12 protein-coding genes are annotated in these 15,292 nt (G+C 73.9%); 9 read left to right on the top strand and 3 right to left on the bottom strand.

Annotation, left to right across the window (positions count from 1 at the left end; genetic code table 11):
* The first annotated feature begins 129 nt into the window (after nucleotides 1-129).
* The 6 genes from phsA to G3I78_RS02115 all read left to right on the top strand — a co-directional run bounded on the left by phsA (nucleotide 130) and on the right by G3I78_RS02115 (nucleotide 6,649).
* Nucleotides 130-1,989: an O-aminophenol oxidase PhsA gene (gene phsA, locus G3I78_RS02090; protein ID WP_164420970.1), complete on the top strand. Its 1,860-nt coding sequence runs from the start codon at nucleotides 130-132 to the stop codon at nucleotides 1,987-1,989.
* A 373-nt stretch (nucleotides 1,990-2,362) separates the two neighbouring features.
* Nucleotides 2,363-2,971: a PDZ domain-containing protein gene (locus G3I78_RS02095; RefSeq protein WP_164420971.1), complete on the top strand. Its 609-nt coding sequence runs from the start codon at nucleotides 2,363-2,365 to the stop codon at nucleotides 2,969-2,971.
* Nucleotides 2,972-3,097: 126 nt separating this feature from the next.
* Nucleotides 3,098-3,721, top strand: coding sequence for a LysE family translocator (locus G3I78_RS02100; protein ID WP_164420972.1), 624 nt, complete (start codon nucleotides 3,098-3,100; stop codon nucleotides 3,719-3,721).
* A 125-nt stretch (nucleotides 3,722-3,846) separates the two neighbouring features.
* Entirely contained in the window at nucleotides 3,847-4,971 is a 1,125-nt protein-coding gene (locus tag G3I78_RS02105; RefSeq protein ID WP_164420973.1) for an aminopeptidase P family protein, read from the top strand.
* 49 nt (nucleotides 4,972-5,020) lie between these two features.
* Complete coding sequence (locus tag G3I78_RS02110) at nucleotides 5,021-6,040, top strand: aminoglycoside phosphotransferase family protein (RefSeq protein WP_164420974.1); 1,020 nt, start codon at nucleotides 5,021-5,023, stop codon at nucleotides 6,038-6,040.
* Nucleotides 6,041-6,121: 81 nt separating this feature from the next.
* Entirely contained in the window at nucleotides 6,122-6,649 is a 528-nt protein-coding gene (locus tag G3I78_RS02115; RefSeq protein ID WP_164420975.1) for a hypothetical protein, read from the top strand.
* Nucleotides 6,650-6,710: 61 nt separating this feature from the next.
* Here the strand turns inward: G3I78_RS02115 and treZ are convergent, their stop codons facing one another.
* Nucleotides 6,711-8,456 (bottom strand): malto-oligosyltrehalose trehalohydrolase, encoded by a 1,746-nt coding sequence (gene treZ / locus G3I78_RS02120; RefSeq protein ID WP_164420976.1) that lies wholly within the window; start codon nucleotides 8,454-8,456, stop codon nucleotides 6,711-6,713.
* 173 nt (nucleotides 8,457-8,629) lie between these two features.
* Between treZ and G3I78_RS02125 the strand changes: the two genes are divergently transcribed.
* The 3 genes from G3I78_RS02125 (at nucleotide 8,630) to G3I78_RS02135 (ending at nucleotide 11,109) form a co-directional block, all read left to right on the top strand.
* Nucleotides 8,630-9,181: an FHA domain-containing protein gene (locus tag G3I78_RS02125; RefSeq protein ID WP_164420977.1), complete on the top strand. Its 552-nt coding sequence runs from the start codon at nucleotides 8,630-8,632 to the stop codon at nucleotides 9,179-9,181.
* A 138-nt stretch (nucleotides 9,182-9,319) separates the two neighbouring features.
* Nucleotides 9,320-10,684: a M14 family zinc carboxypeptidase gene (locus G3I78_RS02130; protein WP_164420978.1), complete on the top strand. Its 1,365-nt coding sequence runs from the start codon at nucleotides 9,320-9,322 to the stop codon at nucleotides 10,682-10,684.
* Nucleotides 10,681-11,109: a subtilase-type protease inhibitor gene (locus G3I78_RS02135; protein ID WP_164420979.1), complete on the top strand. Its 429-nt coding sequence runs from the start codon at nucleotides 10,681-10,683 to the stop codon at nucleotides 11,107-11,109. The genes G3I78_RS02130 and G3I78_RS02135 overlap by 4 nt, the downstream gene beginning before the upstream one ends.
* 99 nt (nucleotides 11,110-11,208) lie before the next feature.
* Here G3I78_RS02135 and G3I78_RS02140 read toward each other — a convergent pair whose 3' ends face one another.
* Together G3I78_RS02140 and treY are read right to left on the bottom strand one after the other, a co-directional pair.
* Nucleotides 11,209-12,468 (bottom strand): M14 family zinc carboxypeptidase, encoded by a 1,260-nt coding sequence (locus tag G3I78_RS02140; RefSeq protein WP_164420980.1) that lies wholly within the window; start codon nucleotides 12,466-12,468, stop codon nucleotides 11,209-11,211.
* Between the two features lie 411 nt (nucleotides 12,469-12,879).
* The gene (treY, locus tag G3I78_RS02145; RefSeq protein WP_164420981.1) at nucleotides 12,880-15,243 is read right to left on the bottom strand and encodes a malto-oligosyltrehalose synthase; all 2,364 of its coding nucleotides are present in this window, start codon (nucleotides 15,241-15,243) and stop codon (nucleotides 12,880-12,882) included.
* Nucleotides 15,244-15,292: the final 49 nt, after the last annotated feature.

The following is a 15,292-nucleotide window of genomic DNA, read 5'->3' on the forward strand; positions in this document are numbered from 1 at the left end:
TCGCGGTTCCGAATGCCGTTTCTCAACCTTCTCGTACGGAATGGGGCATTCAGGGAACTTCGGTGAGGTGCCAGGAGTCTGACGAGGCAAGGGGAACAGACCACAAGAACACACGGGGGTGTTCGGACCTTGACCGAGATCATCGACAGGATCACCGAGAGCGACCAGAACCGCCAGGACTTAGCGGCACCGGGGGAGCTCACGCCGTTCGTCGCACCGCTGCCCGTCCCGCCCGTCCTGCGTCCCGACTCCGGCGACGTACTGCGCGAGACGGAGATCGCCCTGCGCCCGACCTGGGTGCGCCTGCACCCGCAGCTCCCGCCGACGCTGATGTGGGGCTACGACGGCCAGGTGCCGGGTCCCACCATCGAGGTGCGGCGGGGACAGCGGGTCCGTATCGCCTGGACCAACCGCATCCCGAAGGGCAGCGAGTACCCGGTCACCGCCGTCGAGGTGCTGCCGCCCGCCTCGCCCACCCTGCCCGGCCGCGAGGGCACCGAGCCCAGCAAGGACGTCGCCGCCCTGCCCGCCTGGTCGGTCACCCACCTGCACGGCGCCCAGACGGGCGGCGGCAACGACGGCTGGGCGGACAACGCGGTCGGCTTCGGCGACGCCCAGCTCTCCGAGTACCCGAACGACCACCAGGCGGTCCAGTGGTGGTACCACGACCACGCCATGAACATCACCCGGTGGAACGTGATGGCGGGCCTGTACGGCACCTACCTCGTCCGCGACGACGAGGAGGACGCCCTCCGGCTGCCGTGCGGCGAGCGGGAGATCCCGCTGCTGCTCGCCGACCGCAACCTCGACACCGACGAGGACGGCCGGCTCAACGGCAGGCTGCTGCACAAGACACTCGTCGTCCAGGAGAAGAACCCCGAGACGGGCAAGCCGGTCACCATCCCGTTCGCCGGCCCGTACACCACGGTCAACGGGCGCATCTGGCCGTACGCCGAGGTGGACAGTGGCTGGTACCGCTTCCGGCTGGTCAACGCCTCCAACGCGCGCATCTACGACCTCGTCCTCCTCGACGAGGACGACAACCCGGTGCCGGGGATCGTCCACCAGATCGGCAGCGACGGCGGGCTGCTGCCGCGCCCGGTGCCGATCGACTTCGACGGCGCGCTGCCCACCCTGACCGCTGCTCCGGCGGAGCGCTTCGACCTGCTCGTCGACTTCCGCGCGGTCGCGGGCCGCACGCTCCGGCTGGTCAACAAGGGGCCGAACCAGCCCGCGGGCACGCCCGACCCGGCGGGCGGTGTGCGCTATCCGGCGGTCATGGAGTTCCGGGTCCGGGAAGGCTGCGAGACCGACACCTTCGAGCTGCCCGAAGTGCTCTCCGGCTCCTTCCGCCGGTACTCGCACGACATCCCGCACGGCCACCGCCTGGTCGTGCTCACCCCGCCCGGCACCAAGGGCTCCGGCGGCCACCCGGAGATCTGGGAGATGACCGAGGTCGAGGACGCGAGCGGCATCCAGTTCCCGGCCGACGGGATCATCCAGGTCACCGGAGCCGACGGCGTCACCAAGACATACCGGCGCACGGCACGGACGTTCAACGACGGCCTCGGCTTCACCATCCCCGAGGGCAGCCACGAACAGTGGAGCTTCCTCAACCTCGCGCCGATCCCGCACCCGATGCACATCCACCTGGCCGACTTCCAGGCCCTCGGCCGGGACCCGTACGTGGCGACGGGCTTCGACGCGACGGTCGGCGGCACCCGCACCCCGATCGCCCACGACCCGTCCAGGACGATCCCGCTGGCGCCCAACGAACTCGGCTACAAGGACGTCTACCGGGTCCCCGGAAGCCAGATGCTGCGGATCATGGGCAAGTTCGACGGGGCGTACGGCCGCTTCATGTACCACTGCCACTTCCTGGAGCACGAGGACATGGGCATGATGCGGCCCTTCGTCGTCATGCCCCCGGAGGCCCTGAAGTTCGACCACGGCGCGGGCCACGGCGGCCACGAGGGGCACACGGGCTGACGGCACACGGGCCGACGGCCCCTCCGTAGGCCGCGCTCGACCGCCGAAAGCGTCCCCTGTAGACGCCCTCCTCGGCCGGACGCGTCTCCTGTACGGCGCCCTCCACCGACGGACGCGTCTCCTGTGGCGCCCGCCACCGCGGCGCGCGACGGCAGCCCGAGGACCGGGGCCGTCGCGAGCCGCGGCTCGAGGGCGCCGTAGGGACAGCCGCGATCCCGCCGCGGCCCCGCCGTTCCCGGCTCCCTCGGCGACAGGCTCTCCGCACACTGATTCCCGCCCCTGACCACCGGTCAGTCTCACTCGTTCGTGGCTCGTCGCGCGCCGGTGCGCCGGGTAGAGCATCAGCCGGTGGTGATCCAGCCGGAGGCGATCGATGGAACAGACTGCGTTGCGCCCCAAGCCGATGCCCGGTCAGGAGTCCGGCGGCGGCAAGAGGCCCAGGCCGGCTCGGCGCCCGCATGCCGCCCGCCGCCGTGGCCGCCGGTTCACGACCCTGCTGCTGGGGCTGCTGGCCGCCGCCGTCCTGGTGCTCTCGGGCGTGGGCCTCGGGACGGTCGGCGCCACGGTGATCGGCATGAGCAAGCTGGCCGAACTCCAGCGCCAGGCGGGGGCGGGACAGGGACCCGGGGCGCGGCAGGGCGCCCCGTCCGCCTCGACGCGCCCGAGCCCCGCCCGGCCGTCCGCGAAACCGACGGCCGGCCCCTCGGCGGCGCCTGCCGTCGCGACCCTCGGGCTGGAGGCCGTGGACGCCGAGAAGGCGGGCGCCCTGGTGGTCGGCGTCCATGTCCCGGGCCCGGGCTACACGGCGGGCCTGGTCCGGGGCGACGTGCTCCTCAACTTCGGCCGGACCCGGATCGACACGGCCGACGACCTCGCCCGGGCCGTCGCCCGTGCCCGCCCCGGCCGCGAGGTCGTGCTCACGGTCCGCCACCGCAGCGGCGGCTACCAGCAGCTCACGGCCGTACCCGGCGTCGTCACATGACCGCCGCGCGGTCGCACACCGGCGCCCGGCCACGCGCACCCGGGCGGCGGAAGCCAGACCCGACCTCCTCGGGCAGCCCGCGAAAACCACTGGTCCGGATCCGGCCGCCGGCGTCACCATGACCTCATGCCGACCACGCTCCTCGCCTTCCTGGGGGCCTGCACCCTCATCGCCGCGTCCCCCGGTCCGAGCACCGTGCTGATCATCAAGCAGTCGCTGCACAGCCGCCGCTCGGGCTTCCTGACCGTGCTCGGCAACGAGACCGGGGTGTTCGTCTGGGGCGTGGTCGCCGCGCTCGGACTGACCGCGCTGCTGACCGCCTCCGAGATCGCCTACGACGTGATGCGGATCGTCGGCGCCGTCGTCCTCGTCGGCTTCGGCGTCCAGGCCCTGCGCAACGCGCGCCGAGCCAAGGGCGCCACGCAGGACGACGGCTGGGAGAGCACGGGCCGGACCGGCTGGGCCGCCTACCGCGGCGGACTGCTGCTCAACCTCGCCAACCCCAAGGCGGCCGTCTTCGCCATGTCCTTCCTGCCGCAGTTCGTGCCCGAGGGCGCCCCGCACCTGCCCGCCATGGTCGGGCTCGCCGCGCTCTGGGCGGTCTACGAGATCGGCTACTACGGCCTCTACGTGTGGTTCGTCGGCCGGTTGCGGGAGGTGCTGTCCCGCGCGGGCGTGCGCCGGCGCCTTGAACAGGTGTCCGGAGGCGTGCTGCTCCTCCTCGGTGTCCGCATGGCCCTGGAGAGCTGACGCAGGAGCGGCACCCCGCCAGGTCCGCCCGGTCCGCGCCGAAAGACGTGTCGACCGGCTCGCGCACCCCTCGCCGTACGGGCAGGATGCTGCCCTAAGACCTTCACCCGCCCAGGGAGGCCCGGATGACCGGCACCGCAGCGCCTTTCGCCGCCGACGACTACAGGGCCCGCATGGAGCGCGCGGCGCGGTCGGCCGCCGAGGCCGGGCTCGCGGGACTCCTGGTGGCTCCGGGACCGGATCTGGTCTGGCTCACCGGCTACGCCCCCACCGCGACCACCGAACGGCTCACCCTGCTGGTCCTCGCCCCAGGACAGGACCCCGTGCTCGTCGTCCCCACCCTGGAGGCCCCGGACGCCGCCAGGGCCGCCGGAGCGAGCGCCCTGACCCTGCGCGACTGGACCGACGGCAAGGACCCCTACGCCGCCACCGCCGCCCTCCTGGACACGAGCGGCCGGTTCGGCATCAGTGACAACGCCTGGGCGATGCACCTGCTGGGCCTCCAGAAGGCGCTGCCCGGCACCTCGTACGCCTCCCTCACCGAGGCCCTGCCGATGCTCCGGGCCGTCAAGGACCAGGCGGAGCTGGACCTGCTGACGGCGGCGGGCGCGGCGGCGGACGCGGCGTTCGAGGAGATCCGGAAGGTCCCCTTCGGCGGCCGCCGGGAGTCCGAGGTCGCCGCCGACCTGGCCGCGCTGCTACGACGCTTCGGCCACTCCCAGGTCGACTTCACGATCGTCGCCTCCGGCCCGAACGGCGCCAACCCGCACCACGAGGTCGGCGAGCGGGTCATCGAACACGGCGACATGGTCGTCCTCGACTTCGGCGGCCTCAAGGACGGCTACGGCTCCGACACCTCCCGTACGGTCCACGTCGGCGAGCCCACCGACGAGGAGCGCCGGGTGCACGACCTGGTACGGGCGGCCCAGGAGGCGGGCTTCCGGGCGGTACGGCCCGGCGTGCCGTGCCAGGAGGTCGACCGGGCCGCCCGCGCGGTCATCGGCGACGCCGGGTACGGCGAGTACTTCATCCACCGCACCGGGCACGGCATCGGCGTCACCACGCACGAACCGCCGTACATGATCGAGGGCGAGGAACAGCCCCTCGTGCCCGGCATGTGCTTCTCCGTGGAGCCCGGCGTCTATCTGCCGGGCCGCTTCGGGGTGCGCATCGAGGACATCGTCACGGTCACCGAGGACGGCGGCCGCAGGCTCAACGACACCACCCGCGAGCTGGTCATAGTGGACTGACCCGGCATCAGGAGCCCCTCACACGCCCCCGGACGACAACGGCGCGACCATGACCCAGGCACCGACACCCACCGCGGACACCGTCCGCCGACTGGTCCGTTCCCTGCTCAAGGACGATCTCAACGACGACCGCGCCAGGGGCGGCACCGACGGCGCCTCCAACGGCGCCCTCAAGAGCGGTACCGCAGACGGGGCCGACTCCCCGGCCGGACCCGAGGTCCGGCCGGTCGCCGAGGGCGAGGGGCACTCCACCTGGTGGGTCGGCACCCGCCATGTGCTGCGCCTCGCAGGGGACCGCGAGTCCTCCGTCCGCAGACGCCGCGAACCGCGCTTGCGCGACCTGGTCCGCCCGCACGTCCCGGTCGCGGTGCCGGCCGGCGTGGCACAGGGCGAGTGGGCGCCGGGCCTCGCGTACACGCTGGACACCAAGGTGCCCGGCGGCACGGCGGAGGAGCACGACGTGTCCGCGGTCGGCGAGGCCGATCTGGCCGGGCTGCTGACGGGGCTGCGCGAGGTTCCGGTACGACAGGCCGAGGCGCTCGGCGTGCCGCGTGTGGCCCCACGTTCCCTGGAGGCGCTGCGGCGGGAGGCCGACCGGGCCGTCGAGCGGCTCCGCGCGGCCGACGAGTTCGACCCGGTCCGGCTCCAGCAGCTCACCTCACCGGCGGCGGTCCAGCTCGCCGCGCAGCCCGGCACCGCGGTCCTCGTCCACCGGGCCCTGACCGGCGAGCACCTGGTGGTCAGCGCCGACGGCCGGGTCCGCGGGGTGCTCGACTGGACCGAGGCGATCGTCGGCGACCCGGCCGAGGACATCGCGAGCCTCGCGCTCGCCGTCGGCTCACCCGCCGCCGTCCGCGCCGCGACCCTCGCCGGCTACGGCGCCCGGCCCTGTCTGCGCGGCCTGTGGCTGGCCCGCTGCGACACCGTGATCCGGCTCGCCGCCCACCTCGAAGGCCGCGACCGGACCTCCCTCACGCTGCTGAGGACCCGCCTGGTGCGGGCCTGGGAGGCGATCTTGCTGGAGCGGGTCACGGAGCTGCGGGACGAGACGGACGACACCGGGTTGTAGCCGTCTCCACCTGGTCTTTTCCACCCTCGTTCCACCCGTGGGTTGAGGCGCCCGACCGTGCCGGAACCGGATAGTCGAAGCATGACGATCTCCGACTGGCTCATCGACGTGGCACTCCTCCTGGTGGTCTTCCGACAGCTGCGCGAGGAGAGACTGACGCTCCGCACCGTGCTGCTGCCGCTCGGCCTGATCACCTGGGCCGGGACCACCTACCTGCACCACATCCCCACCGCGGGCCACGACCCGCTGCTGATCGGCCTGTTCGCCGGGATCGGCATCGCCTTCGGGCTGGTGGGCGGACTGATCACCCGTGTCCGGTTCGCGGAGGGTCACATACGGGTGAAGGCGACCCTCGGCGCCGCCGCGCTGTGGGTGGTCAGCATGGGCTTCCGCCTTGGGTTCGCGGTCTGGTCCTCCCACCCGTCCGGCGCCGCGCACGTGGCCCGCTTCTCCGTCGACCACCAGATCACCAGCGAACAGGCCTGGGTGGCCGCGCTGATCCTCATGGCCTTCGGCGAGGTCATCGTCCGGCTGGGCGTGATCGTCCTCCGCGGCCTGCGCATACGCGCCCAGCACCAGGGACCGGCCCCGGTGTCGGCGACAGCGTGAGCTGCCACCGCGGACCGCGGACCCGTGTCGCGGGCCGGGCGGCCCGGCTGGCCGTACGACCTCACGACTGGAGCAGCACCACGCACGACTCCCCGGGCACATGCAGCACCCCGTCCGCACCCGGCGCCCGCACGGGCTCCCACGCCGCCAGCACCCGCGCCTCGCGCGGACCAAGCGGAATGGCAGCCGCCGACTTCGCGAGGTTCACGGCCACCCGGACGTCCCCGCGCCGGAAGGCCAGCCAGCGCTGGTCCTCGTCGTGGGCGACCTTGGTGTCGGCGAGGTCGGGGTCGGTGAGGTCGGGCTGTTCGTGGCGCAGCGCGAGGAGCCGGCGGTACCAGGCCAGCACTCGCGCGTGGGGCTCGCGTCCGAGCTCGGACCAGTCGAGGCAGGAGCGGTCGCGGGTCGCCGGGTCCTGCGGGTCAGGGACGTCCTCCTCGGCCCAGCCGTGCTCGGCGAACTCCCGCCGCCTGCCCCGCCGTACGGCCTCCGCGAGGTCCGGGTCGGTGTGGTCGGTGAAGAACTGCCAGGGCGTGCCCGCCCCCCACTCCTCGCCCATGAACAGCATCGGGGTGAAGGGTGCGGTCAGGGTGAGGGTCGCCGCGCAGGCCAGCAGGCCGGGGGAGAGGGACGCCGACAGCCGGTCGCCGCGGGCGCGGTTGCCGATCTGGTCGTGGGTCTGGGTGTAGCCGAGGAGCCGGTGCGCCGCCGTGCGCGTCTGGTCCAGCGGGCGCCCGTGCGCACGGCCCCGGAAGCTGGAGTAGGTGCCGTCGTGGAAGTAGCCGCCCGTGAGCGTCTTGGCGATCGAGGCGAAGGGAGCCTGGCCGAAGTCGGCGTAGTAGCTCTGGGACTCGCCGGTCAGGGCGGTGTGCAGGGCGTGGTGGAAGTCGTCGTTCCACTGGGCGTGCAGTCCGAGGCCGCCCTCCGCGCGGGGCGTGATGAGCCGCGGGTCGTTCAGGTCCGACTCGGCGACCAGGAACAGCGGGCGGCCCAGCTCGGCGGCGAGGGCGTCGACGGCCGTCGACAGCTCCTCCAGGAAGTGCAGGGCGCGGGTGTCGGCGAGCGCGTGCACCGCGTCCAGGCGGAGCCCGTCGATCCGGTAGTCCCGCAGCCAGGCCAACGCGCTGCCCAGCAGATAGGCGCGCACCTCGTCCGAGCCGGGCGCGTCCAGGTTGACGGCGGAACCCCAGGGGGTGTGATGGGTGTCGGTGAAGTACGGTCCGAACATCGGGAGGTAGTTGCCGGAGGGGCCCAGGTGGTTGTGCACCACGTCCAGGACCACCCCGAGGCCCAGCTCGTGGGCGCGGTCGACGAAACGCTTGAGTGCCTCGGGGCCGCCGTACGGCTCGTGCACCGCCCACAGGGAGACGCCCTCGTAGCCCCAGCCGTGTCGGCCGGGGAAGGGGCACAGGGGCATCAACTCGACGTGGGTGACACCCAGTTCGACGAGGTGGCCGAGGCGGGCGGCGGCCGCGTCCAGGGTGCCCTCGGGGGTGTAGGTGCCCACATGCAGCTCGTACAGGACGGCTCCCGGCAGGGCCCGGCCGGTCCAGGGCGTACGCCACGTGTACCGGGCGTGGTCGACGACCGCGCTGAGTCCGTCCGGGCCGTCCGGCTGGCGGCGCGAGCGCGGGTCGGGCAGCGCGGGACCGTCGTCCACCGCGAAGCCATAGCGCGTGCCGTCGGTGGCCTCGGCCTGTCCCCACCACCAGCCGGGGCGTTCCGGATCGAGCTCCAACGCGCGTGCGGCGCCCTCGCAATGAAGCGTCACACGGCCGGCCTGCGGTGCCCACACCTCGAACTGCACGGACGGTCCCCTTCGTCGGCTCACCGTGATGTAGCCCGTCCATGGTGCGTCAAACGCGATCAATCCGCCGTGGAATCCGCCCCTTTGCGGCGGGTGTCGCCGGGGCGCGCGGGTGGGGCGGCCGTTGTCTCGTTTTCTGGACACCCGGGGTTCACTGCCCGACAATCACCAACGTGACGTCGTCCTTCGAGTTCAACACGTACCCCGCGCGGCTGTCCGACGCGGAGCGCGACAAGGCGCTTCAGGTGCTCCGTGACGGCGTCGCCATGGGCCGGCTGTCCCACGACACCTTCGTGCGCCGGATGGAACTGGCTCTCGTCGCGCGCCGGTCCGACGAACTCGTCGCGCTCACCGCCGACCTGCCCCAGGAGAGCCGGGTCGCGCGGCTGGTGTTCGGGACCGTGGAGGCCGTCTCCGGGTTCACCGTACGGCTGCGCAGGGCGTGGCAGTCCGAGCGGCTGCCCAAGCTGCTGCTGCCGCACCCCGGCAGCGGCCACTCGCTGCGCATCGGGCGGGACCCGGCCAACGGGCTCCGGCTGACCCACGAGACCGTCTCCCGGGTGCACGCCGAACTGAGCCGGCAGGGCGGCATGTGGGTTCTGCGGGACCTCGGTTCGACCAACGGCACCACGGTCAACGGACGGCGGGTCATCGGCGCCGCGGTCGTGCGGGAGGGCGACCAGGTCGGGTTCGGCCGGATGGCGTTCCGGCTGGCCGTCAACTGAGCCCAACCTCACCTGTGGCCTGGGCTTTACGTGCCGTCGCCGCCCACATCCCGTTCCTTCGCGCAGTGTTGACGTACCGCACAAGTCGTGACTGACTGTGCGTACACCATGCACACCAGGTGAACCGACGGCACCACATTGTGGAGGTGTGCCCTGCCGCCCCTCCTCCGCTACCCGACCGTCGACGAGCTGGGCGCGCGGGCCGCCGCGGTCCTCGACCGCCACCCTTCGGACGCCCGGCTCCGCCGAGCGGGCACCTCCCGCGCGGGCAACCCCCTGTGGCTGCTCTCCGTCGGCCACGGCAGCCGCCAGGCCCTCGTCGTCGCGGGACCGCACGCCAACGAACCCGTGGGCGGCGCCACCGTCCTCAGACTCGCCGAGCGGGCCCTGGCCGACCCCCGGCTCACCGAAGAGGCCGACGCCACCTGGAACCTGCTGCTCTGCCTCGACCCCGACGGCCTGCGCCGCAACGAGGGCTGGCTGCGCGGCCCGTACTCCCTCGACCGCTACTTCCGGAACTTCTTCCGGCCGGGCTTCGGCGAACAGCCCGAGTGGCTGCCCGACGGCGCGGAGGCCGCCGCTCTCCCGGAGACCCGCACCCTCCTCGCCCTCCAGGACGAACTGCGGCCCTTCCTCCAGTGCTCCCTGCACGGCGTCGACGTCGGCGGCGGCTTCGTCGAGCTCACCCGCGACCTGCCGGGACTGGCCCGGCGCGTCGCGCACACCGCGGCCCGGCTGCGCATCCCGCGCGAGTTCGGGCCGTACGACACCCTCTACTGGCCGTGCCTGGGCCCCGCCGTGTACCGCATCCCGCCGCCGCGCCGCGGTGATCTGGCCGCCGCCATCACCGAGGCCGCCGTCGAGTCGACCTGGTACCACCCGCACCGGCACGGCACCGTGACCGCCGTCGTCGAGGCGCCCATGTGGGGCGTGGCGGCCGTGGAGGACGGCAGCACGCCCGCCGACGCGGCCGCGGTGCTGCGGACCGTCAGCCACACCCTGCGCCGCGACGCACGGCTCCTGGAGGACGTCCTGGCGCGGATCCGTCCGTACGTCTCGGACACCCCGGACGCGGCCCGGCTGCTCGCCCCGGTCGAGGACTATTTACTGGTCTGCCCCGGACTCGCCGACGCCTGGGACCCCGACGTCGCCGACGGCGCGCGTCCGCTGCCCCCGCTGAGCACCGGTCACCTGGCCGCCCTGCGCATCGCCGGCCGGCGCCTCGCCCTGCGCACCGCGGGCCTCCTGCACCAGCTCGTCGTGCGCGCGGGTCACGACCCGGCCGGCGCGCTGCCCGAGCTGGACCGGCTCGTCGACGGCTGGTGCGCCGACTACCGCGACGGCTGCGGCGCGCGCTGGATTCCCGTCGCACGCCAGGTCGAGTACCAGTCGCGCGTCGTGCTCGCCGCGTTCGAACTCGCCGCACGGTACGCGCCCGCGTGTTCCCGTTCGGGTGAGTCCGGGTGGGGAACCGAGGCCGCCGTGCCGATGCATCGGGAATGACGTTCACGATCACAGCGACAGCGGTACGGCGCGCGGCGCGCGCGGGCCTGCCCCTGGCGGCCGCCCTCCTCCTGGCGGGCGCGGCCCCCGCCACGGCCGGACACTCCGCGGGCGGCAACTACCTCTACCTCACCGTCACCAAGGGCGACTCGCACTCCAGCGACACCCGCGGCACCCTGCTGCTGTGCGACCCGCCCCAGGGACACGGCCGCGCCGCCGAGGCCTGCGCCCAACTCGACGCCGTCGGCGGTGACATCAACGCCCTTCCGGCCGCCACCGACGTCTACTGCCCGATGGTCTACGCACCGGTCGCCGCCCGGGCCCGCGGACAGTGGAACGGCCGCCCGGTCGAGTATCAGGAGACCTTCTCCAACGGCTGTGTGATGGGGGCGCGGACCGGGGCGGTCTTCGCACTGGGGAGCTGACGCGCGTGCGGTGACACGGTGACGCGGTCGCACGCGCGCGTGGAGCGACCTGGGCCGAGTCCGCCGGCCACGAGGACCGAGTCCACCGGCCGCGCGGGCTCAGCCCACCCGCCCGTGCCTCTCGCGCGCGTGCAGCGCCACCGTCACGACCGTGCGGGCCTGGTGCTCGACCTGGTGCTCCAACGGCACCCAGCGGGCCCGGAAACGCTCCGCGAAGGCGTCGCTCCAGGCCTCCACGAGCCCTTCCAGACGCGGTGCCGCGCGGTCGTCGGTCTCCCGCAGGACCCGCAGCAGCATGGCCGCCGCCCGCAGCGGCAGCCGGCGCGAGAACGCGTCCACGCTGCCGATGTACGCCCGGGTGTCGTCGGCGGGCCGGGTGCGGATCCAGTCCGAGGCCAGCCCCGGCACCAGCTCCAGACCCCACCGGGCGGCCCGCAGCAGCGGCCCGTCGGGCCCCTCCAGGCGCGGCAGCGCGTCGGCGAGGACCAGGTCGACCGCCCGCGACTGCCGCAGCAGCCGCCCCGCCAGCCGCCGCATCGCCGCCGCCGGCGCGGGATGCGGCGCCGGGTCGTCCACCAGGTCGCTCGCCCACATCGGCACCTCCACGACCGCCGTCAGACCGCCGTGGCGGTGCGCGTGGTACCAGGTGCTCAGCCGGGCGTCGTCCGGCATGCTCGGATACGCCGCCCCCGCGCCCGGCGCCGGCATGACATGCACCCCGGGCCCGGACGCGGGCCAGCCCGCCGCGTCCGAGGCGCCGGTCTCCACCGGGATGTGCAGTTCCGCCGCGGACTTGGCGAACGGCTCGGCGAGCCCGGGCACGTCCTTCGTCAACTGCACCCAGCTGCCGCCCAGATCGGTGCCGTGCAGGGTCACCTGGAGGTAGGGGCGCAGTTCGTCGATCACGCCGGTCAGGGCGCGGGTCTCGGGCGGCAGCCGGTCGGGCGGCAGCATCGCGGGGGCCCACTCCGGCTGCTCCTCGCCGGCCGGCCGGAAGAAGCCGAGGTGGTAGTCGAACAGGCTGCGCGGCGCCGGGGTGACGTGCAGGCTCGCTCCGTCGGGGTCCGCGCACAGCAGGAAGTGCCAGGAGGTGTCGGTCCTCAACTCCCGCTCGGCGAGTATGCGTTCGGCGACGGCCAGGGCGGCGGGGCCGCCGGCCGGCTCGTTGGAGTGGGCGCCCGCGACGACCAGGACGGCCCTTCGGGAGTTGCCGACCGACAGCAGATGCAGGGGCCTGCCCGCGCGGGAGACACCCACCTGCCTCAGTCGGCAGACGGCGGGCCGGTGTGCGGCCAACGCCCGTGCGGACGAGACGAGTTGGGCCTGAGTGGGGTAGCTCAGCTCCGGCAGGAGACTCACCCCCGACACATCCGACCGGCTTCGCAATCCGCAGTACCCCACGGTCCGGTTGAGGTGTCAAGGACGCCTCGGGGGAGGCTACAGGGGGCGCCCAGATGCATTTACCGGCAGCCGGTAGGGCGGTAGGTGCCAGCGGGGTTGCCCACTCCCGGCGGACGGCAGTAGCGGGCCCGGCGGACCGCCGTCGACGCGCGATTACCGGCCGGATCACGCAGGTCTCCCGGCCACCCGCAGGCCCTCCGACGCCGGTGGCCCGGCCCCGGGCGACGCGTCACCGCACGCCCGTCCCTCACCCCGGGCCCCGGGAGCGCGAGCGGGCGTGAGCCGGTCGCGGGGCCGGGGCGACGGCGTGCGGTGACGGGGTGCGCGCCTTCAGCGGGCGGTCCGTCTCTCCCCACGGCCCCCACGCCGTCAGCCGACCCTCTCCCCAGCCACCCGCTCCAGCAGTGCCACCGGCAACTCGCCGAAGAGCTCCGCCACGCGCGCGTGTCCCGAGAACTCCCGTCCCGGCACGAGGGCGTCGGCCCACACCCCCGGCGGCAGCGCGAGCACCGCGTCCCGCCAGCCGCCCGCCTCCGCCAGCCGCAGCGACAGCCGGGTCACCGCGGTGACCACCTCCCCGGAGCGCGCGAACGCCACACAGTGCGCCGCCGCGGGCCCCTCCGCCGTCAGCGGCACATAGGTCGACGCGTCCCCGAAGACCTCCGGCCGACGCCGGCGCAGCCGCAGCGCAGCGGCCGTCAGATCGCCCTTGTCGCCCGCGTCCTCCGGCGGGAACCGCACCGGCCGCCGGTTGTCCGGGTCCACCAGCGCCAGGTACTCGCCCTCGGTGCCCTGGTACACGTCGGGCACGCCGGGCATCGTCAGCTGCACCAGGGCCGCCCCCAGCACGTTCGCCCGGACGTGCGGCTCCAGCCGGTCCCGCAGGGCCGCCATGTGCACGCCCGGCGCCCCGCACGGCCCCGCCGCCACGAACGCCGACACCGCCTCCTCGTACGCCGGCTCCTGTTCCGTCCAGCTCGTGTACAGCCCCGCCTCGCGCACATGCTTCAGCAGCGCCTCCCGCACCCGCTCGGGAGCGGCGGGGCCGAGCCCGAACACCGTCTGCCAGGCCGCCCACGCCAGTTGCGCGTCCGGCACGCCCTCGCCGGTGCGTGTCACCTCGGCCAGCGTGTCCGCCCACCACTGCGGGCACTCGGTGAGCACGGCCAGCGCGGCCCGTACGTCCGCGCTGCGCTTGGTGTCGTGCGTCGAGGCCACGGTGCCCGTCAGCGGCCAGTCGCGCTGCACGCGCGCGCAGTAGGCGTGGAACTCCTCGGGCGTGAGCGCCGGGCTCCCCGGGTTCCCGCCCACCTCGGTCGCCGACAGCAGCGGCACGTACCGGTAGAACGCCGTGTCCTCAACGGACTTGGCCCGCAGCGCCGACGCCGTCTGCGCGAACCGCGTCCGGAACTCCACGTGCCCGGGACCCTCCCCGGCCCGCCCCAGCACCAGATCCCGTACGACGTCCACGGCGCCCGCCTCCTCCGGGACCACGAAGGCCAGCCTGGCCGCCGCCGCGGCCTCCTCGGTGACCACGGAGGCCGCGTCCGAGGAGCCGTAGGGCCGGTAGACCTCCATCCGCACCAGGAGTTCCTGGAGCGCGGTGCGCAGGGCCCAGGGCGCGCGGTCGCGCAGCGCGGGCTCCGGGGACGCGGCACACACGCGTACCGCCGCCCGGGTCAGCCGCTCGGTCTCGGCCGCCAGCTCATGCGTGATCACCTTGTACGCCGCCCGCCGTACCGTCGCGGCCCAGTCCCCGCCCCGGTCGGTCTGCGGGGCCGCGAACCGCCGGTACTGGCCGAGGAGTTCCCCGAACCCGGCCGGGTCCGTGAACAGCCCGTCGAGGTGCCTGAGGGCGTCGTAGCCGGTCGTCCCGGCCACCGGCCAGGACGCGGGCAGGTGCTCGCCGTCCGCGAGGATCTTCTCCACGACCGTCCAGCGTCCGCCGGTCGCCTCGTGAAGACGCTGGAGGTAGGCGTCGGGGTCGGCGAGGCCGTCCGGGTGGTCGATCCGCAGCCCGTCGACCACGCCCTCGCGCAGCAGCTGGAGGATCTTGGCGTGGGTGGCCTCGAAGACCTCCGGGTCCTCCACGCGCACCCCGATCAGCTCGGAGATGCTGAAGAACCGCCGGTAGTTGAGCTCGGTCCGGGCCAGCCGCCACCACACCGGGCGGTACCACTGGGCGTCCAGCAGCTGGGGCAGCGGCAGCTTCTCGGTGCCCTCGCGGAGCGGGAACACGTGGTCGTGGTAGCGCAGCACCTCGCCGTCCACGCTCAGGTTGCCGAGCTCGGCACCGACCGGGCCACCCAGCACCGGCAGCAGCATCTGGCCGCCCTGCGCCTCCCAGTCGATGTCGAACCATCGCGCGTACGGCGACTTCGGGCCCTCCCTCAGCACCTCCCACAGGGCGTGGTTGTGGCGCGGTGCCATCGCCATGTGGTTCGGCACGATGTCCACCACCAGGCCGAGCCCGTGCTCCCGCGCGGTGCCCGCCAGCTCCCGCAGCCCGTCCTCGCCGCCCAGTTCCCCGCGCACGCGCGCGGGGTCGACGACGTCGTAGCCGTGCGTCGAACCGGGCACCGACTCCAGCACCGGCGACAGGTGCAGATGCGAGATGCCGAGCGACGCCAGGTACGGCACGGCCGCAGCCGCGGCCGCGAACGGGAACTCGGGCTGCAGCTGCAGCCGGTACGTGGCCGTCGGCACCGCCGGGTCGGGTCGCTCAGGTGTCATGCCAAGCTACGTACCCGCCCTGCCGCCTTTCGTGTCATCGCCTGCTCCA

The sequence above is a fragment of the Streptomyces sp. SID13726 genome (assembly GCF_010548375.1).
In the GTDB taxonomy this organism is placed as follows: domain Bacteria; phylum Actinomycetota; class Actinomycetes; order Streptomycetales; family Streptomycetaceae; genus Streptomyces.